This window comes from Streptomyces sp. NPDC048473 (assembly GCF_043200155.1).
Taxonomy (GTDB): Bacteria; Actinomycetota; Actinomycetes; order Streptomycetales; family Streptomycetaceae; genus Streptomyces.
This window is the reverse complement of the sequence record NZ_JBICXE010000008.1, coordinates 132341-152176: the sequence shown is the minus strand read 5'-3', so window position 1 is coordinate 152176 and position 19836 is coordinate 132341. Positions and strand designations below refer to the sequence as shown.

Sequence of the window (19836 nt, the reverse complement as noted above, 5' to 3'; positions counted from 1 at the left end):
CGAGGCAGCGCCGCGGTCCCGCCGGACCGGACGCTCGGCAGTCCGGTACCACTGGTCCTGCTGACAGCGGCGTAGATCATCCAGCCGGTCTCCCGTGGCGGGCCTCCTCGCCTGCGGCGAAAATGGTGACCTGAAGGCAAATGAGGAGGTTGGCATCCGGTGTGAAGCTCTCCCGTAGCCGTGCCGCGTCCGACTCGCGGCTCGCGCTCGGCTCAGGCGCGGGTAGGAAAGGGCTCAAATCCGGCGCCCTGGGACTGTGTTCCTCCGTTGCCATCGGCCTGGCATCCACCGCCCCGGCGTACAGCCTCGCGGCCACGCTCGGCCTCATCGTGGCGGCCGTCGGCCTGCAGGCCCCGATCATCACGATGCTGGCCTTCGTCCCGATGCTGCTGATCGCGTACGCCTACAAGGAACTCAACGCGAGCAACGCCGACTGCGGGACCACCTTCACCTGGGCAACCCGTGCCTTCGGCCCGCGCACCGGCTGGATGGGCGGCTGGGGCATCATCGTCGCCGACATCATCGTCATGGCGAACCTCGCCGAGATCGGCGGCATCTACAGCTTCCGGCTCCTGGGCTACGACTCACTCACGGAAAACAGGGTGTGGACCACCATCGCGGGCGTCGTCTGGATCATCGTGATGACCGCGATCTGCTACATCGGCATCGAGATCTCGGCTGCCGTTCAGCGCTGGCTCCTGTTCATCGAGGTGGCCGTACTGGTGCTGTTCGCCGTCACCGCCCTGGTGAAGGTCTATACCAGCGACCCCGAGACGGCGATCCATGTCTCCGCCTCCTGGTTCAACCCCCTCCACGTGCCATCGGCCGAAGCGCTGACCTCGGGCATCCTCGCCGCCGTCTTCATCTACTGGGGCTGGGACACCGCCGTCACGGTCAACGAGGAGACCGTGGACAGCACGCGCATCCCCGGGCGCGCCGCCGTCATCTCCGTTGTGCTCCTGCTGGTCATCTACGCCCTGGTCGCCACCTCGGCGCAGGCCTTCGCCGGAGTCGGCTCCGCCGGAATCGGGCTGGGCAACAAGGAAAACGCGGGGGACGTGCTCTCGGGCCTGGGCAACGCCGTCTTCGGCAGCCACGGCCTGGGGCCCTTCCTCTCCAAGCTGCTGATCCTCATGGTGCTGACCTCTGCGGTGGCCTCCGCCCAGACCACCATCCTCCCGATGGCCCGGACCGTCTTCTCCATGGCCGTGCACAAGGCCGTCCCCTCCCGATTCGCCCGCCTGCACCGCAGATTCCTCACCCCGACCTGGTCGACCATCGGCTTGGGCCTGGCCTCCATCGGCTTTCTCGTCCTCCTGACGGCAATCAGCCGCAACGTCCTGGCCGACTCCATCGAGTCGGTCGGCCTCGCGATCGCGTTCTACTACGGCCTCACCGGCTTCGCCTGTGTCTGGTACTTCCGCAGGGTGCTCACCCGCAGCCCCAGGGACTTCCTGTTCAAGGGCCTGCTGCCGGGTCTGGGCGGGCTGACGATGCTCTTCCTCTTCTGCTACGCCGCCTTCGGCGTCTACGCCGCCCCCGACTACGGTGAGACCTCCATCGACCTGCCGTTCATCGGACCGACGGGCGGGGTGACCGTCGTGGGCCTCGGAGCCCTGCTGCTCGGCGTCGTGCTGATGCTGGTCGTCACGCGCGAGCACACTGCGGCCCTCAGGCTTCAACGCAGCCTGCTGCCTCACCGGCTGCCGGAGCGGACCGCTGTCGAGATGGCGAGCCGCTATGTGCCCGCCGACAGCCGGTCCGGGGTGGGCGGTGACTGGTTCGACGTCATCCCGCTGTCGGGCACGCGTGTCGGCCTGGTCGTCGGGGAGGTGACCGGCCACGGACTGCTCGCCGCCGCCACCATGGGGCGCCTGCGTACCGGCGTACGCGTCCTCGCCCGCCTGGACCTCGCCCCGGACGAGCTCCTCTCGCGCCTGAACGACCTGGTCGGCCAGACCGCCAAGGAGCGGGCGGCCGCTCAGGGCGCAGGCGGCGCGCGGTCCCAGGATGACGAAGCCCTGGGGGTGACGTGCCTGTACGCGGTGTACGACCCGGTGTCGGGACAGTGCAGCATGGTGCGTGCAGGCCATTCGCTGGCTGCGTTCGTCCTGCCGGACAGCGGCGTCGCCACCTACCCGGAGCTCCCGCCGGGCCCTCCGCTGGGACTGGGTGGTCTGCCCTACGAGACCGCCGAATTCCAGCTGCCGCGGGGCAGCCTTGTCGCCCTCTTCACCGACGGCCTCGTCCAGACGCCGGCCGACGACCTCGACGTCGGACTCGGCCTGCTCGCCGAAATCCTCGCCCAGTCCCGGCGTCCCTTGGAAGAACTCTGTGACCGCGCAGTCGCGAACCTGGTGCCGGGGCCGGCGAACGACGACGCGGTCCTGCTCCTCGTACGCACACGGGTGCTCGACGATCACCAGGTGGCTGTGTGGGAACTGCCCGCGGAGCCGGCGATGGTCGGCAACGCCCGCGCCATGGCCACGGGGCAACTCGGAGCATGGGGATTGGACGAGCTGTCGTTCACCACCGAGCTCATCGTCAGCGAGTTGGTCACCAACGCCATCCGCTACGCCGCCGGGCCGATCCACGTCCGGCTCATCCGCGACCAGACCCTTATCTGCGAGGTCGCCGACACAGGTCACACCTCACCCCATCTGCGCCACGCCGCGGCTGACGACGAAAGCGGCCGCGGCCTGTTCATCGTCGCCCAGATGGCGCAGCAATGGGGCACGCGCTACACGCCCACCGGCAAGACCATTTGGGTGGAGCAGGCCCTGCCGGCAGCCCCTGCCGTCGGCGAAGCGCCCTGAGGCGTCGTTTCTCATGGTCGGGTGAGTCGACTGCTACCGGCGCACCCGACCGGTGGCCGGCTGTCATTGGTCTGGCGTCATGGTGGATCTCGATGAGCCCATCCACGTGGTGGCCCACGACCCAGCCTGGGCAGAGATGGGTCATACGCTCGTCCGTGACACCTCACGTCAGCTGCTGCGGGCCTCCGCTGACGTCGAACACATCGGCTCCACGTCCGTGCCCGGACTGGACGCAAAGCCAGTCATCGACGTGCAGGTGGGCTGTGCGTCCGCTCGTATCCCGGCTGTCGTCGAAGCCGTCCAGCGCTTGGGATTCGAGCATCTTGGCCCCGCCGGTGTCCCGGGACGCGAGTACCTCAGGCGACGCTGCCGGCGGGGTCAGCCCGACTTCGGCGGCTTCTGCGCGTCGAAGGCGAAGAGAGTGTTCTTGGCCGCGGCCACGATCAGTGCACGCCCCGCGACGGTCACGCGCGGGCTTGCGCCCTGCTCGCCCGTCAAACCATCCGCCTGCGGATCTGTTGTCCACAGGGGTTTGCCATCGTACGGCGACAGCGCGACCACCCGGCCGGTGGCCGAGCTGAAATACAGCGCGTCGGTTCCCGCCACGGGACCCGACGCGCCCTCCACGCCCATCTGCCGCGACCACTTCTTCCGGCCGGTCGCGGGGTCGAGCGCCGTGACGAGACCGGTCTGCCCGCTCACGTAGACGGTGCCGTCCGCCATGCCGGGCGTCCCCGCGTATGTCGTGGCCAGTCGGGAGTACGCGACCTTCCGCGAGGCCGGGTCGACCCGCGCCACCCCGTCGTACCCGGCCGGCGCCGTTCCCTCCATGTGCTCCTGAAGGAGTACGAGCCTGCCGTTGGCAACGCCCATCGGCACGGCGGGGCCGTTGACCGCGATGGGCCTGCCCAGCGTCCCCGAGGCGCGGTCGACCGTGTACAGGGTGGGGTGGCGCACCTCTGAGGCATCCACCTCCGCGTTCGTCGCGCACATCGCCAGGAGCTGCGCGCCCATCGGGACGGGAGCGCACTGCGTACCCGCGGGGAACGGCGTCGTCCAGGTAACCCTGCCGCTGTGCGCGTCCCGGGCCTCGAAGCGGGAGTTGGAAGCGTCGACCGTCACGACGGCGGAGCCGACCACAAGGGCGTCCTGGGTCCGGCCCGTGACGGCCCTCGACTGGGCGCCGGACGGCACAGACCACAGCTCCCGGCCATTATTCGCGTCGATGGCCACCACTTCGCTGGGAGGGTCCTGCGGGGCGTCCTGGGAAGCGAAGCGGTAACCGAGCACCGTGTCGTCGGTGGCGCCCACCAGGTGCATGCCCTGGACGGGGACGCCCGGGCTCTTCGCCGTCCACACCCGTGAGCCGTCCAGGGCCCTGATACGGGTCGCGACAACACCGCCGCCCCCGCAGAACAGCGCGTCGCCGCGCGCGACGCAGCGCAGCTCGTCGGGGATGTCCTCGCGACCGCCCTGCACGGTCTTGCGCCACGGCCCGAAGCCGTCCGGAAGTGCGGCACCCGGCACCGCAACGCTGTTGCCCTTGTCGCCGCCGCTGTTCTCCCCAAAGCCGCCCACCTTCAGCGCGGCGACTCCCCCGCCGATCGCTGCCACCGCGACCGCGGCCGCGAGCACAGGCCGCCATCGGCCGCGCAGACGGCGGCCGATGGGGGCGCCGGTGTTCCCTGTATCGGGACCGGCCGGGGCGGTGGTCGGGGCAGTCGGCGCCGGGGTGGCCCGCGTCGCGAAGTGATGCTGGGTGATCATGTCGCGGGTGCGGCCCGCGCCAACCCCGTTCGCGTCGGTGCCGCCGAGGTCGGCCGGCAGGTCCCGCAGCAGCACGAGGAGTTCGTCCGCCGAGGGGCGCCCCTTGGGCTCCTTGTCCAGGCACGACTCGACGACCGCACGCAAAGCCACCGGCACGGCACCCAGCGACGGCTCCTCGTGCACCACCTGATACGCCGTCATGTATGGGCTGTCCGCGTCGAAGGGCCCGTGGCCCGTCGCCGCGTACACCAGCAGCGTCCCCAGCGAGAAGACATCGGACCGCGGCCCGACACCACGCGGCGCCTGCAACTGCTCCGGCGACATGAAGGGCGGCGTACCGATGACCCGCCCTGTCATCGTCAGCGTCTGCTGGTCCACGGCGCGCGAGATGCCGAAGTCGATGACGCGCGGGCCCTCGGGCGAGAGCACGACGTTCGAGGGCTTCAGGTCACGGTGGACGACCCCCACCCGGTGGATGTCGCGCAGCGCCTCCGCCAGCCCGATGGCGAGCCTCCTCAGCTCCGCTCCGTTCAGCGGGCCCTTCGTGGCGATGCGCTGGGCGAGCGTGTGCCCTTCGATATAGGTCGTCGCCATCCACGGCTGCTCGGCCTCAGGGGCGGCGTCGACCACGGCGGCGGTGAACGCGCCGCTCACCCGCCTCGCCGCCGCCACCTCCTGCCGGAAACGGATGCGGAACTCGTCGTCCCCCGCGAACTGCTGGTGGATCAGTTTGATCGCGACAGGTCGCCCCGAACTCGTACGGGCCAGAAAGACCGTGCCCATGCCACCCGAGCCGAGCCGCGCCTCAAGTGGATAACCGCCGATCTCGGCTGGATCACCTCCGCGCAGCGACACTCTTCCCGACCTCCCGTCCCCCGTGCACCTCTGCCGCCACGGGCCTGCGTACCTGTCCTGCACACAAACTAGCCGCAGGGCAGTACGGCAGAACAAAGCGGGTGACGAACAGGGAGCCAAGGGCTGCTCCCGTGCCGCACACGACGAAGCCCGCCAAGAGAGGCGGTCCCAGGCGCGCCAGGGTGCCCGGCGGCGGCCATCTCACCCCTGTCTCGGGGTACGGTTTCTGGCCCGCGGTGCTCGACTGATGCCTCGCCTCCGATGAGCTCGACTGGTGCCTCGCCCTCGGTGAGGGCGACCGGACGTCGACGTAGGGTGGGTGGCCATGGACTATCTGAAACTCGGCACGACCGGTCTCGATGTCTCCCGCATCTGCCTGGGTTGTATGAGCTACGGCGTCGCCGACCGCGGTAACCACAGCTGGACGCTGGACGAGGAGGCCAGCCGGCCCTTCGTACGGCAGGCCGTCGAGGCAGGGATCAACTTCTTCGACACCGCGAACGTCTACTCCGACGGCACCAGCGAGGAGATCGTCGGCCGGGCGCTTGCCGACTTCGCCCGCCGCGACGAGATCGTGCTGGCCACCAAAGTGCACGGCCGGATGCGGCCGGGGGCCAACGGTGGCGGGCTGTCCCGCAAGGCGATCATGACCGAGATCGACCACAGCCTGCGCCGGCTGGGCACCGACTACGTCGACCTTTACCAGATCCACCGCTGGGACGGGGCGACACCGATCGAGGAGACCATGGAGGCCCTGCACGACGTCGTGAAGGCGGGCAAGGCCCGCTACATCGGGGCGAGTTCGATGTACGCATGGCAGTTCTCCAAGGCGCAGTACGTCGCCGAGCGGCACGGCTGGACCCGTTTCGTCAGCATGCAGAACCACTACAACCTGCTCTACCGCGAGGAGGAGCGGGAGATGCTGCCTCTGTGCGCCGACCAGGGTGTCGGGGTCATCCCGTGGAGCCCGCTGGCCCGCGGCCGGCTCACCAGGGCCTGGGACACCACCAGCGCGCGCAGCGAGACCGACGAGTTCGGCAAGACCCTCTACCAGGACACCGACCGGCACATCGTGGACGCCGTCGCTGCGATCGCGGACGAGCGCGGTGTCACCCGCGCCCAGGTCGCGCTGGCCTGGCTGCTGCGGCAGCCGGGAGTGACCGCGCCGATCGTCGGTGCGACCAAGCCGCAGCACCTGGACGACGCCGTCGCGTCGGTCGACCTGCGGCTGAGTGACGACGAGTGCAAGCGCCTTGAGGAGCACTACAGCCCGCGCGGCATCGTCGGCTTCGCGTAAGCCCGCCCGGCCCGACGCACAGGAGCGGCCCGGCCGTTCGGCCGGACCGCTCCTTCCCGCGCTGCTGGTTACGCCACCGTCACCTGTACGGTGGCCGGTTCCGCCGGGGTTCCGGTCGGGTCGGCCGCGGTGGCTTTGAACGTGTGCGGCCCCGCGGCGAGTTCGCCGGACCCGGTGCAGGTCCAGCTGCCGCTGTCGGAAACGGCGGCCTTGCACAGCGCCGCGTCGTCGGACGTCACGGTCACCGTCGCGCCGGGCTCCGCGGAGCCCGAGACGGCCGGGACGGCACCGACGGTGTCGCCCGCCGCGGGCGAGGCGACCGTCACCGGCGGCGCGAAGTGGGTGACGTTCGGGACGCCGTCACCGCTGATCTTCACCGCCACGCTGTGCACCGTCAGTTGACCACTGCCGTTGCGCAGCCGGAAGTCCGCCGCCGAGTGCTGCTGGCCGCCGAAGTAGGCGTCGGTGGCCGTCACGGTCGCGGTCTTCCAGGTGTTGCTGCCGGTCAGCGCGATTCCCGCGGTGGACTTGTACGGGTCGGAGCCGCCGTTGTCGTACTGCACCGAGAAGGAACCGGTGCCCTGGTCGTAGTAGGAGAGGGTGAAGGTCGCCGTGTAGTACCCGGCGTGCGCGATCGAGTCGTCGATGTCGAAGTAGATATTGCCCTGGGTGCTGGTGCGCGCGGACAGGCCGTCGACCACCGAGGCGGTCGTCGGGCCGTCGAAGCCGCCCGAGGGCCGCTCGTCCTCGCTCATCCCGTACGCGTGGTCGGTGGCGCCGACGACCGAGCCGACCACGGCGGTGCCGGGCGGCAGGTCGGAGGCGTCGAAGGCGACCCCGGCCGAGGCGTCGCTGACCATGCCGCCCGGGGCGGCGACCTTCGCGGTGGCGGTCTGCCGCCCCGGGGTGAAGCCGCCGTCGGGAGCGCAGCTCCAGGCGCCGCTGTCGTCCGCGGTGGCGGTGCACAGCACCCCTGACGCCTCGCGCACGGTCACCGTGCCGTCGGGGATCGCCGTACCGGACACCGCCGAGCCCAGCTTGACGGTGGCGCCGCCGCGCGGGGTGGTGATCGCCGAGGCCGGCGGGAAGGCGTGCCGGTCGGGCACCCGGGCGCCGGTGACCGTCAGGCCCACACTGTGCACGGTGAAGGGGCCTGCCGTCGAGTGCAGCCGCAGGTCGCCGCCCGCGCTCTGCAGCCCGCCGAACCAGGCACCGCTGAGGGTGACGTCTGCGGTCTTCCAGGTGTCGGTGCCGGTCAGCGCGATGGTGCCGGCCTCGTGGTAGCGGTCCTTGGCCCCGGCGTCGTACTGCACGGACAGCGAGCCGGCGCCGGAGTCGTAGTACGACACCGTGACCTTGGCGTCGTAGGACCCCGTCGCGGCCACGTCGTCGGCGACGTCGAAGGACAGGTCGTCTTCTGTGGTGCGGGCGGCGAGCCCGGCCACGTCACCCGCGGTGGTGGGGGAGCCGGCGTCCTCGGTCTGGCTGAGGCCGTAGTCCCGGTTGGTGCCGCCCAGCACGGTGCCGACGGTGGCGCTGCCGGACCGGGTGGCCGCGTCCAGGCCGAGCTGTACGCCGCCCAGGTGCCGGGCCGCGGTCGGCGCGCTACCGGTGACCTGCGTGAACGGCAGGGCGGTGGTGGGCGCGGCGACCTGCTGCACCAGATAGGACTTGCCGGACTTCACGGGGACGTTCAGCAGGTCCGCGGTGCTCGCGTGGACGACGGCATGGCCGTTCTTGCCGTCCACGACCTCGGTGAGCTGCCCGGGCCACGGGATCTTCACCCGCAGGGTGCCGGAGGTGCCGGCCTCGATCGCGGCGGTGACCAGCTTGCCGCCCTGTACCTGCACGTCCACCCTGCTCTTGCCCTGGATGTAGACGCTGCCCGCGCCGTCCCACTCGGCCGGCCAGGCCGGTGCGAAGCGGACGATGCCGTCGTAGTCCTGGGCCAGCGCCTCGCCGACCGCGGTCGCGACGCCGGACTCCTGCTCGATATAGGGCTGGAAGCCGACCGAGTTGCCGAGGTCGGCGAAGCCGTTGGGGTAGACCTGGTGCCCTTCGGTCAGCGAGATCAGGTTGCCGCGCACCTCGGCGGGGTTCTGCAGCCGGGCCGCGTCGATGGCGTCCATCGACCAGTCGTTGCCGCCCTTGTTGGGCCGGTGCGCGTAGCTGCGCTGCTCGAGCGAGAACAGGTTGGCGTCCTGGTCACTGACGGTGTTCCAGGGCCACAGCGGCTCCAGTTCGATGTTCTCGCCGTTCCTGCGCTCGGCCGCCGGCTCGTACGAGATCGCGATCATGTCCGTGCCGGTGGCGTCCGCGGCCGCGGTCTCGGCCGCGGTGTAGCCGGGGTTGAGCAGCTTGCCGCGGGTGGCCTGGTCGGTGCGCGGGTAGGGCGGGATCTGCGTCTGCGCGGTGGCGACGCGGGCCACCAGGGCCTTGTCGGCGCCGCGGTCGGTGCCGAGCACACGCGCGATCTTGCCGATCAGCGGGAAGACCGCCTGGTCGAGCGCGATGTCGGTGGTTGGGTCCTGGACCGCCCACTGGGTCTCGTGGGCGTTGGCGTTGGCGTGCAGCAGGCCGTCGGCGCCCACGGTCTGGTAGGCCAGCTGGAATTCGGTGACCGACTTGATGAACGGCCAGTACCGCTTCAGCGCGGCCTTGTCGCCGGTGCCCTGGTACTGCTCCCACATGTAGAGGGCGACCTCAGGACCCGAGGAGATATCCAGGGCGTTCCAGTTGGGGCTGCCCGGCTCGCTGCATGAGCCGTTCTCGCCGACGCCGGGGGAGATGCCGTTGCCGTTGAAGCGCATCGTCTCCGACAGGCAGGCGCCAGGACGGCCGCCCATCTGCTGCTTGGTCCACGCCTCGATGGCCGGCAGGTCGTCGGCGTACATGTCGAAGATCGGGGTGTTGAGCTGGTAGTTGCCCGAGCTCATGTTCGCGGCGATCTGGGTGCGCAGATTCCACAGCCAGTACGCGGACGGCGTCCAGGTCTGGGTGTCCCTGTTCCAGGCGAACATGTCGGCCTCGCCGGCCTGGCTGCCCGGGTAGATGCCCTTCTTCATCGACGCCGCCTCTTCGTAGAGGTACAGCGTGCGCAGGTTCTCGATGTATTCGGCACTGCCGTCCGCCGAACTCATCGCGATCAGGCCCGAATGCGCCCAGAAGCCGTCCCACCAGCGGTCCTGTGCGGACGTCAGGGTCCGTACGGACGCGGTCGCGTCATGGCCGATCACCTTGGCGGCGGTCTTGGCGGCGTTGCCGCCCGTCCAGCCCGGCGAGGCGACGACGACCCGGAAGGTGCCGTCGGCGTGCGGGGTGAAGCTGACCTTGACCTGCGTCGGGCCGCTGACGGTGGTGCTCACCCGGCGGCCGCCCGCGGTGATGGCGGCGAGCGAGCCGAAGGTCTTTCCGCTGCCGATCGGCGGGCTGCCGTCGGCCCAGGTCTCGGCCAGGGTGCCGACGGTGCCGGACACGGCGGCGGCGGGCTTGCGCGGCGACCACAGGTTGATGGTGGCGGTCTGCGCCACGCCCGGGTCCGCGCCGGAGACGTCGACGATCAGCTCGTCCTTCTCCGCCGCGACCCAGGCCTTCATCGACATGCCGCCGCCGGACTCGCGCAGCACGCCGTCGGTCAGGTCCAGCTGTCCGCGGAAGTCGGCGGCGTGTGAAATGACGGACAGGCCGGGGATGTTGAGCCGGCCGGGCGACTTGCGGTCCGGCATGGTGTCGGAGCGGTTGAGCTGGGCGGTGAAGCCGCCCGCTGCCCAGGCCGCCACGCCGAGCGATCCGTTGCCCAGCGGCATGGACGCGGTCGGGTCGGAGTTCGGCGAACCGAGCACGATGTCGGATCGGCTGACGACACCTGCCGGGTCCAGCGCGAAGTCTCCGTGCTGCCAGGCGGTGGTCGGTCCCGCGGCCGCGGCGGCGGTGCCGCCGTCGACCACGGCGGCGCCCGCGAGGGCGGTGAGCGCCGCCGAGCAGAGCGCGACGACCCGTCTGTACGGAACCCGCCGGCGACGGCGGGGGAATTTCTGCACGATGCCCTCCAGGGCGGTACGGCTCTCAGTCAACGGTGTTGACTCAGTAGTCCGATGAATGCGCCTGCCTCCGCGCATGACTCCACTGCGGCGTGCAGAAATCAGACGCCGGACTCGCGTAACATCGGATGACTGTCGTTCTAGACCATCCGTGGCGACGGCGTAAAGACCCCGGACGCACGAAAGTGCCGGCCCGCGGACGCTCCACGGGGGCGTACGGGGACGAAAGTGCCGCCGCCCGACCACCCCGCCCGAGGAATTGACCGAGCTGGTCCGCGACTTCCTGGACGCGGCATGAGCGCCCCCCGCTTCGGTCTGCGCCTGCCGCCGTGCGCGCCGGCCCGCGAGGTCGCCGACGGTGTGATCCTCGCCGCCGGCACCGCACCGCCACTGGTCGAACGCGGTACGGGCCTCGTCCGCGCCGGAGCCCAGCGCGGACGGCGAAAACGCCAGCGGAGAGTGCTGGAGACTTTCGATGCGCTGCTGGAGCTCGGTCAGCCGGCCCGTGAGGCAGCGGCCTACGTGGCGAGCAGGACGGGGACGCTGTCGCCGGCCCACTCGGCGCCCCGGCGGCGATGGCCGGTTGCCGCCTTCGGCGCGGCCCTTGAGCTCGCGGATCTGGTGGACCTGGCCGTCGTCCGTCCACAGGGCCAGCAGACGAAGAACCTGCCGGCAGGCTTCACAGCCCATGCGGCAGCTACGCACGCTGCTCAGTTGGTGCGGCCGGACTTTCGCTCTAGAGTCCCACCGAAGCGACCCACTAGCCGAGGAAGCTCAGCCGCACCCGACGGTTGGCGTTGTCCCTGTTCGTGTCCACCAAACTCCGTTAAGACAACTGCCACGCTACCTGGTCGTGCCCTCCACTCGATGTGTCATCGTAAAGATGTCACCAAGCGCGGGGAAAGAAAACCCGCAGGTCAGCGCAGGTCCTTTCGGCTCACGAGGCGATGCCTCAGAACCGGAGCGTCAAATGAGCGTCATGGTCAACACGGCGCTGGGCTCGTCGGCGCGTGACAGCGCTCGGTCGCCGGGAGTCGATGCTGCAGCACCGCGGAGCCACGGTTTGCAAAGAACCGCGCGGCCGGGTTGTAGCCCCGACTGCCCGGGGTCCAGGGACTGCCGTGGACGAACAGCGCCAGCGGGAGCCCGGACTACTCGATGCCGACCACCAGCGTCAGGCCCGGGGTCCCGTGCTGTCCGGCGCGGGCAGTGGAGAGGGACTGCGAGGCGGCGGGCACTCTTCGCGCGCCGCATCGCCGGCCCTTGCGTCAGTTCCGGCCCGGGCTCCTGCGCACCCATGCCAGCAGTTCGTCCACATCTGCGAAGTCCAGCGGGACGATGGGCAGTTTGGCGAGCTGGCTGAGCCTCATGTTCGCGATCATCCGGTAGCGGTGGCTGCCCTCCTTCGGGTACGCGTCGCGCATGGTTTCCCGTACGCGCTCAAGGAGACGGTCGACGGCGGGGCCGCCGACCGGGTGCGCGCGCCACTCGCCGATAGTCGAGTCGGCGTCCAGGAGGGGGGCGTACGGGTCTCCCTCGACCGTGACCGTCGTGGTCAGGCGGATGTCGCGGCTGGAGGCGCCTACGTCGACGCGGTATTCGAGTCCTTCGACGAGCCAGGCGTCGACGCCGATGTCGAAGTACGCGAGGTCCGTGCGGGCTACGCGAAGGGTGACATCGCGAGTGTCCCCCGGGGCGAGGGGCACCGTGGCGAACGCCTTCAACTCCCGTACAGGGCGGCGTACTTGCGAGCTCAGTGCACCCACGTACACCTGCACCACCTCGTGCCCGGCGCGCGGACCGGTGTTCGTGACCGTCACAGTGACGTCGAGCCCGGTGGCGTCCTGGGCCACCCGCAGATCGGTCTGCTCGAAGGTCGTGTACGACAGGCCGTGCCCGAAGGGGTACGAGACCTCCATCTCGCGGGCGTCGTAGTGGCGGTAACCGACGAACAGCCCCTCGCTGTACCGCGCGTGGCTCCTCTCTCCCGGCCAGTCGAGGTGGGCAGGGGTGTCAGCGAGGCGCAGCGGGACGGTTTCGGTGAGGCGGCCGGACGGGTTGGCGTGACCGAAGAGCAGGTCCGCGGTGGCGAGGCCACCGGCCTGGCCGGCCAGCCAGCCCTCCAGGACGGCCGGTACGTCGTCGATCCAGCCGGAGAGGCGGACGACGCTGCCGTTGGCGAGGACCACGACCGTGTTCGGGTTGACTGCCGTCACTGCGGTGAGCAACTCGGTCTGCTCGACGGGGAGTTCGATGTGGTCGCGGTCGTACCCCTCGGACTCGAAGCTCGGCGGGAGACCGAGGAAGAGGATGACCACGTCGGCTTCGCGGGCGGCGCGTACGGCTTCCTCGCGCAGACCGGTCACGTCGCCGTCCGGGTCGTCGACGGGGAAGCCGGGCGCGAAGTCGATACGCGCGCCGGGCGCGGCGGTGGTGAGCGCGCCGAGCGCATCGTCCAGCCGGGTCGGGGTGACGCGCGAGCTGCCCGCACCCTGGTAGCGGGGCGTACGGGCGAACTCGCCGAGTACCGCGATGCGTGTGTCGGTGGCCGGGTCGAGGGGGAGCAGCCCGCCCTCGTTCTTCAGGAGTACGGCACCACGGGCGGCGGCCTCGCGGGCGAGGGCGTGGTGGGCCTCCTGGTCGTAGGAGGCGTCCGGGTCTGCGTGCAGTACCGCCCTGCGGGCGAGTGCGACGACGCGTGCGGCGCTGATGTCGAGGGCCTTCTCGTCGATTTCGCCGGAGGCCACCGCCGCGACCAGCCGGGCGGGACCGAATCCCGAGGACGAGGGCATTTCGAGGTCGAGTCCGGCGGCGAGGGAACGGGCCCGGTCGACGACGGCGCCCCAGTCCGAGACGACGACGCCTTCGTAGCCCCATTCGTCGCGCAGCAGCTCGGTGAGGAGCCAGTGGTTCTCCGAGGAGTGCACGCCGTTGAGGCGGTTGTAGGCGCACATGACGGTCCACGGCTTCGCTTCGGTGACCACGCGGCGGAAGGCGGGGAGGTAGATCTCGCGCAGGGTGCGGGCGTCGATGTCGGAGCTGACCGTCATGCGGTCGTTCTCCTGGTTGTTGGCGGCGAAGTGCTTGAGGGAGGTGCCGACGCCCTGCGACTGAACGCCATTCACCCAGGCGGTACCGAGGACGCCGCTGAGCAGCGGGTCCTCGGAGAAGTACTCGAAGTTGCGCCCGCACAGGGGGCTGCGCTTGATGTTGACGCCGGGGCCGAGGAGGACGTGCACGCCGTGGGCGAGCGACTCGCGGCCCAGCGCCCGGCCGACGCGTTCGGCGAGAGCGGTGTCCCAACTGCTCGCGAGGGTGACGGCGGGCGGGAAACAGGTGGCCGGGGCGCTGCCGATGATGCCGAGTTGGTCGACCCGGTCGTCGTTCTGCCGGCGCAGTCCGTGCGGTCCGTCGGCGAGGCGGAACTCCGGGACGTCCGCGTGCGGGAAGCTCTCGGTGATCCACCAGCTCGCCCCGGTCGTCAGGGTGGCCTTCTCTTCGAGGCTCAGCCGGGCCACCGCTTCTTCGGGGGTGGTGGCTGCCGTGGGGTCGGTCACTGTGTGCTCCTTGCGTGGTCTGATTGCGTGTTCTGAAGGGAAGTCGGGAGTTCTCAAGGGAAATCGGGGGCTGTCAGCGCACGCTGCGGACCCGCAGGACCGCGATCGCGCCGAGCACCCCGAAGATCGCCGCTGCGGGGAACAGGGCCTGGTAGCCAAGCCCGAGGACGACGGCCGCGGCGAAGGCCGGTGCGAGCGCCTGCGGCAGGGCGGCGGCGATGTTGATGACGCCGAGATCGCGGGCGAACGACTCGTGGGAGGGCAGCACTTGGGAGATGAGGGCGGTGTCCACGCCCTGGAAACAGCCGAAGCCGACGCCCACCAGGAACGCCATCACGAGCATCCCGGTCATGGTGGGCGCGGCCGGCGGAACGAGCATGGCGCAGCCGATGAGGGAGGCCGAGGCGACGACGAAGGGTTTGCGTCTGCCGAGCCGGTCCGAGAGCGGGCCGCAGATCAGCGTGGCCGGGAGTATTCCGGCGACTCCCGCGACAGCGAGGGCGGGCACCTTGTCGATCGCCCCGTCCCCGAGGCCGATGTAGTCCTGGAGGATGTAGAGCTTGTACCCGATGACCAGGAAGTACGACTGGAAAGTGCAGAGCCGGCCGACGAAGACCCAGAAGAAGTCGGGGTGCTTACGCGGGTTGGGTAGCAGGCCCCGCAGGAACTCGCCGGCGCGGAACGGCTCTTGGGGCACGTCCCGGCTGGACCGGTCCGGGTTGAGCGTGACGAACACGGTCACCGCGACGACCGAGAAGGCTGCCAGCAGTACGTACGCCAGGGTGATGCGGGCCTCCAGTACGGAACCCAGGATCTGCCCGAACAGTGATCCGCACATCGAACTGAGCCCCAGCACCGCCGAGTACTGGCCACGCCTGGCGACCGGCACCCGGTCGGGCATCGCGGCGGACAGCGGGGCCATCGCGAAGTTGTAGCCGAGTTGCACGAAGCACCAGGCGGCCAGGATCCCAGGCACGGAGCTCATGAACGCCATGGCGACCAGCGCGGTGCCGCCGGTCAGTGCACCGGCCACGAGCCAGGGTGTGCGCCGGCCGAACCGCGTTCGGGTCCGGTCGGAGACCGCACCGGCGACGGGCTGCGCCGCCATGGCGACGATCGCACCGACGGTGGTGACCAGCGCCAGGGAGCCGACCTTGGCCTCCTCGCCGACGGTGCGCTGGATCTGGAGGGCCAGCAGGATGCCAGGCACGGCGCCCCAGACGAGGGCGATACTCAGGGTGGCGGGCCCCGCACAGGCCATCATGCGCCGCAGCGGCCGTCCGCTCACGGTCGGGCCGGTGCCCGGAGCGACGGGCGGGGCTACGGATCTCTCAACGGGTCCTTGCACGGGCGGGACCTTCTCTCGTCCGGACACAACGGTGTGCACCAGCTGCGGATTGTGCGGGATCGCGCGATGCTTCGAAACAGTACGGCGTACTGTTTTTGAGGACAAGGGTCGACCGGCCCCGAATTCGCTGCGGCACATAGGCTGACCCCGTGAAAGCGAAGAGCTCGTACGCCAAGGGCGTCGCCAAGAGAGAGGAGATCCTCCGGGTCACCCTGGAGATCTTCGGCCGGGAGGGCGAGCGGAACACCACGCTGCGTGCGGTCGCCAAGGAGAGCGGCATCAGCCTCACGGGCCTGATGCACTACTTCGACTCCAAGGACCACCTCCTCACCGAGGTGCTGCGGGCGAGCGACCGTGCGGCCGAAACCCGGTACCGGGCCCCGGACGCGGTACGCGACCCCGGTGAATTCCTGGCCCTGGCACTTACGGCGAACGCCACTGATGCGGCCCGCGCCCGTCTGTACATCACCCTGGTCGCCGCGTCGACGGACCCCGCCCACCCTGCGCACGCCTATTTCCGGGAGCGGTTCGCCCTGCTGCGCGCCACCATCGCCGAGCATCTCGCGGCCGAGGAGGCCGCTGGCCGGATCACCCCCGGGCTCGACCCGGGCTTCACGGCCTCGGCGATCGTCGCGGCATCGGACGGCATCATGGTCCAGTGGCTGAGCGATCCCGCGATCGACATGGCCGAGCACGTGCGCCGGGTGTGGTGCGCCCTCACCGCTTCGAAGGCCGCCGGCTGACTGTCCTGAACCCGCAGTTCCCGCTGCTGGAACCGGGGGTGTTGGCCGAGCGGGCCGCCACCCGGTAGCGGTGACAGTAGGAGTGGTGGCACAGGTACGAGCCGCCGCGCATCACCCGCCGCTCCCCGCTCTCCGGGCCCCGGGGGTCCGCGGCGGGCGAGTGCACGTAGTAGTCCGGCGCGAACCAGTCGGCGCACCACTCCCACACGTTCCCGGCCACCTCGTACAGACCGAAGCCGTTGGGTGAGTAGCTGCGGACGGGCGCGGTCGCGAGATGGCCGTCGGCACCCGTGTTCTCGTACGGGAAGCGGCCCTGCCAGATGTTGCACAACCACCGGCCGCCTGGGCGCAGTTCGTCGCCCCAGGCGAAGCGGCGGCCTTCGAGGCCGCCCCGGGCCGCGTACTCCCACTCGGCCTCGGTCGGCAGCCTGCGTCCCGCCCACGCGCAATAGGCGACGGCGTCGTCCCAGGCCACGTGCACGACGGGGTGGTCGGGTTCGGCGGCGGAAAGGGGGCCGTGCGGGTGCCGCCAGTCCGCGCCCCGCACCTCCAGCCACCACGGGACGGCCGGGTCGGGCCGTACGACGTCGGCCCGCTCTGCGGCGACCGCCAGGTGGAAGACGGCCGAGCTCCCCTCCCGCTCGGCCACGGTGACGTACCCGCTCTCCTCGGCGAACGCGCGGAACATCGCCACGGTGACGGTGGTGAAGTCGATGCCGAACGGCGCGACGCGCACCGCGTGCACAGGTCGTTCACCATCCGCCGGGTACCCCTCGCCGAAGCCGTCACCCATCGAGAACTCCCCGCCTGTCAGTGCTACTTGGGCGTGCACGGGAGGCTCTGCGGCCGGCGCGGGGAGCGGTCCGGGGGCACCGGGCCGGGGAACGGATGCGCAGCATTCCATTGACGTCTCCATGGCCCGAGTATATGAATACGCACATAGGTGAGAACACACATAGGGAGTCGCCAAGGTGAAATTCGAGTACGTGCTGCTGGGCCTGCTGGCTCGCCGCCCCTACAGCGGCTACGACCTGCGCAAGTGGCTGGAGACCGAGGGTCAGTTCGTGTGGGCGAAGGCGCATCACAGCCAGATCTACCGAAAACTCGCCCAGATGGAGGCCGAGGGCTGGGTGCGGCACGAGATCGACGCACGCGAGGGCCGCCCGGACGCGAAGATCTACCGGCTGAGCGAGAGCGGGCACGACGCGCTGATGGACTGGGTGCGCACGCCGTACGAGCCCTCGGCCCGCCTTCAGGACATCGACTTCACCGCCCGCTTCAGCGTGTCCGCACCCCTGGACAGAGACACGGCGATCGGTCTGCTCCGTACCGAACTCGACTACCGACGTGCGCAGATCGCGAAGAACCGACACCGGAACCGCACCCTGCACTACGAGGACCCGCTGCCGGGCCTCGACCAGGACCTCGACCGGGAGGTCCAGGAATCTCTGCACCTGCTGGGCGCGAGGGCGATGGACACCTGGGTCGACTGGCTGGAGCAGACCCTGCACCGGCTGACCGGAAACCGTAGCGACGACCGCACAACCGGCGAGGAGCCCGTCCGATGAAGGCCATCATGGTCATGTTCGACAGCCTCAACCGCCGCATGCTGCCCCCGTACGGCGGCGACTGGACGCACGCCCCGAACTTCGCCCGGCTCGCCGAGCGGGCCGTCACCTTCGACAACGCGTACGCCGGATCGATGCCGTGCATGCCGGCCCGGCGCGAGATCCACACCGGGCGGCACAACTTCCTCCACCGCAGCTGGGGCCCGCTGGAACCGTTCGACGACTCCATGCCGGAACTGCTCAAGCAGAACGGCGTCTACACCCACCTCGTCAGCGACCACCCGCACTACTGGGAGGACGGCGGCGCGACCTACCACGGCCGCTACCACACCTGGGAGTTCTTCCGCGGGCAGGAGGGCGACCCGTGGAAGGGACAGGTGGCGGACCCGCCGATGCCCGAGGACCTCAAGCGGATGCGGTTCGGCCCCGGCTACCGGCAGGACTGGATCAACCGGCAGCACACGGCCACCGAGGACCGGCACCCCCAGACCCTCACCTTCGACGCCGGCCTCGAATTCGTCGCGGCGAACAAGGACGCCGACCGGTGGTTCGTCCAGATCGAGACCTTCGACCCGCACGAACCCTTCTTCAGCCCACAGCGCTACAAGGACCTCTACCCGCACGACTACGAAGGACCGCACTTCGACTGGCCCGACTACAAGCGCGTGGTGGAGACCGACGAACAGGTCCACCACGGGCGGATGGAGTACGGGGCGCTGCTGTCCATGTGCGACCACTCGCTGGGACGCGTCCTGGACACCATGGACGAACTGGAGCTGTGGGACGACACCCTGCTGATCATCAACACCGACCACGGACTGCTGCTCGGCGAGAAGGGCTGGTGGGGCAAGAGCGTCCAGCCCTGGTTCAACGAACTGGTCCACCTTCCCCTGTTCGCCTGGGACCCGCGCACGGCCGCCGCGGGCGCGCGCCGGGAGGCGCTCGTGCAGACCGTCGACCTCGCCCCGACCTTCCTCGAATTCTTCGGCGTCGAGCGCCCGCGCGACATGCAGGGCGTACCGCTGCCGTTGGCCGACGACACCCCCGTACGGGAGGCCGGGCTCTTCGGCATCCACGGCGGACACGTCAACGTCACCGACGGGCGCCACGTGTACATGCGCGCGCCCGCCTCGCCGGACAACTCCCCCTTGTACGAGCACACGTTGATGCCGACGCATATGCGAGGCCGGTTCTCACCCGCCGAACTCGCCGGCCTGGAACTGGCCGAACCGTTCGACTTCACCAAGAACGTCCGCACGGTACGGGTGCCGGGCCGCACCCTGTTCAACCCGTACCACCACGGCACCCTCCTCTTCGACCTGGAGAGCGACCCCGAACAGAGCACCCCGCTCGTCGACGACGCGGTCGAGCTGCGCATGGCGACCCTGATGACCGAGCTGATGCGGGCCAACGACGCACCGCCCAGCCAGTACGCACGCCTGGGTCTGCCCGAGCACGGACCAGTCACGGACACGCACCTGCTGGTACGGGCCCAGCGCGCGCAGGCCGAACGTGCGACGCAACCGCTGCCGCGCGCGGCAGACTTCCCGGAGGGCAGACTCTCGCTGCGCACCCCGTTCCGGGCACTCATCGCCGACCCGTTCGCCGTCGAGGTGCTGCGCACCCACCTGCCGGGCGTCGTGGACTCCGAACTGATCCAGACGATCGGGTCGACACCGCTGATCGATCTCGCGGCGGCAGCGGGAGCACTGTTCCCGACCGAGGCGCTGCGCCGGGTCGCCGAGGACCTCGCGCAGCTCTGACCACGCCCGGCCGCCCCTCTCCCGCACGGCCCCTCGCCGGGCCCGCTGCTCGCTGCCTCGCCGCACAGAATCGAGAAGGCAC

Annotated in this window: 10 protein-coding genes and 1 pseudogene; 6 read left to right on the top strand and 5 right to left on the bottom strand. The window is 70.2% G+C overall.

Going from position 1 to position 19836, the window contains the following annotated elements; translation table 11 throughout:
• Nucleotides 1-161: 161 nt before the first annotated feature.
• Both ACGFU7_RS16645 and ACGFU7_RS16640 read left to right on the top strand, forming a co-directional pair.
• Nucleotides 162-2816, top strand: a complete 2655-nt coding sequence (locus ACGFU7_RS16645) for a SpoIIE family protein phosphatase (protein ID WP_393696405.1) — start codon at nt 162-164, stop codon at nt 2814-2816.
• Between the two features lie 79 nt (nt 2817-2895).
• A pseudogene (locus ACGFU7_RS16640) lies at nt 2896-3123 on the top strand (GrpB family protein); the annotation flags it as partial.
• 71 nt (nt 3124-3194) lie between these two features.
• Here the strand turns inward: ACGFU7_RS16640 and ACGFU7_RS16635 are convergent.
• Nucleotides 3195-5438 carry a PQQ-binding-like beta-propeller repeat protein gene (locus ACGFU7_RS16635; RefSeq protein WP_393696403.1) on the bottom strand — a complete coding sequence of 748 codons (2244 nt, stop codon included), beginning with the start codon at nt 5436-5438 and terminating at the stop codon, nt 3195-3197.
• Nucleotides 5439-5763: 325 nt separating this feature from the next.
• Between ACGFU7_RS16635 and ACGFU7_RS16630 the strand changes: the two genes are divergently transcribed.
• Nucleotides 5764-6735 (top strand): aldo/keto reductase, encoded by a 972-nt coding sequence (locus tag ACGFU7_RS16630; RefSeq protein ID WP_393696401.1) that lies wholly within the window; start codon nt 5764-5766, stop codon nt 6733-6735.
• A 68-nt stretch (nt 6736-6803) separates the two neighbouring features.
• Here ACGFU7_RS16630 and ACGFU7_RS16625 read toward each other — a convergent pair whose 3' ends face one another.
• The 3 genes from ACGFU7_RS16625 to ACGFU7_RS16615 form a co-directional block, all read right to left on the bottom strand.
• The gene (locus ACGFU7_RS16625; RefSeq protein ID WP_393696399.1) at nt 6804-10808 is read right to left on the bottom strand and encodes an Ig-like domain-containing protein; all 4005 of its coding nucleotides are present in this window, start codon (nt 10806-10808) and stop codon (nt 6804-6806) included.
• Nucleotides 10809-12043: 1235 nt separating this feature from the next.
• Nucleotides 12044-14332, bottom strand: coding sequence for a glycoside hydrolase family 3 C-terminal domain-containing protein (locus ACGFU7_RS16620; protein ID WP_393696397.1), 2289 nt, complete (start codon nt 14330-14332; stop codon nt 12044-12046).
• 73 nt (nt 14333-14405) lie between these two features.
• Nucleotides 14406-15620, bottom strand: a complete 1215-nt coding sequence (locus ACGFU7_RS16615; RefSeq protein WP_393696395.1) for an MFS transporter — start codon at nt 15618-15620, stop codon at nt 14406-14408.
• A gap of 209 nt (nt 15621-15829) precedes the next feature.
• Between ACGFU7_RS16615 and ACGFU7_RS16610 the strand changes: the two genes are divergently transcribed.
• The gene (locus tag ACGFU7_RS16610; protein WP_393696393.1) at nt 15830-16423 is read left to right on the top strand and encodes a TetR/AcrR family transcriptional regulator; all 594 of its coding nucleotides are present in this window, start codon (nt 15830-15832) and stop codon (nt 16421-16423) included.
• Here the strand turns inward: ACGFU7_RS16610 and ACGFU7_RS16605 are convergent.
• Nucleotides 16398-17327: a formylglycine-generating enzyme family protein gene (locus ACGFU7_RS16605; protein ID WP_393696626.1), complete on the bottom strand. Its 930-nt coding sequence runs from the start codon at nt 17325-17327 to the stop codon at nt 16398-16400. The genes ACGFU7_RS16610 and ACGFU7_RS16605 overlap by 26 nt on opposite strands.
• A gap of 67 nt (nt 17328-17394) precedes the next feature.
• Here ACGFU7_RS16605 and ACGFU7_RS16600 point away from each other — a divergent pair, with 67 nt between their 5' ends.
• Both ACGFU7_RS16600 and ACGFU7_RS16595 read left to right on the top strand, forming a co-directional pair.
• Nucleotides 17395-17991: a PadR family transcriptional regulator gene (locus ACGFU7_RS16600; protein WP_393696391.1), complete on the top strand. Its 597-nt coding sequence runs from the start codon at nt 17395-17397 to the stop codon at nt 17989-17991.
• Entirely contained in the window at nt 17988-19754 is a 1767-nt protein-coding gene (locus ACGFU7_RS16595) for a sulfatase (protein ID WP_393696389.1), read from the top strand. Before ACGFU7_RS16600 ends, ACGFU7_RS16595 begins: the two co-directional genes overlap by 4 nt.
• Nucleotides 19755-19836: the final 82 nt, after the last annotated feature.

Excerpts from the sequence above, each read along its gene's own strand:
- ACGFU7_RS16605 (WP_393696626.1), bottom strand. The coding sequence starts at position 17,327 with ATGGAATGCTGCGCATCCGTTCCCCGGCCCGGTGCCCCCGGACCGCTC.
- ACGFU7_RS16630 (WP_393696401.1), top strand. The coding sequence starts at position 5,764 with ATGGACTATCTGAAACTCGGCACGACCGGTCTCGATGTCTCCCGCATC.
- ACGFU7_RS16595 (WP_393696389.1), top strand. The coding sequence starts at position 17,988 with ATGAAGGCCATCATGGTCATGTTCGACAGCCTCAACCGCCGCATGCTG.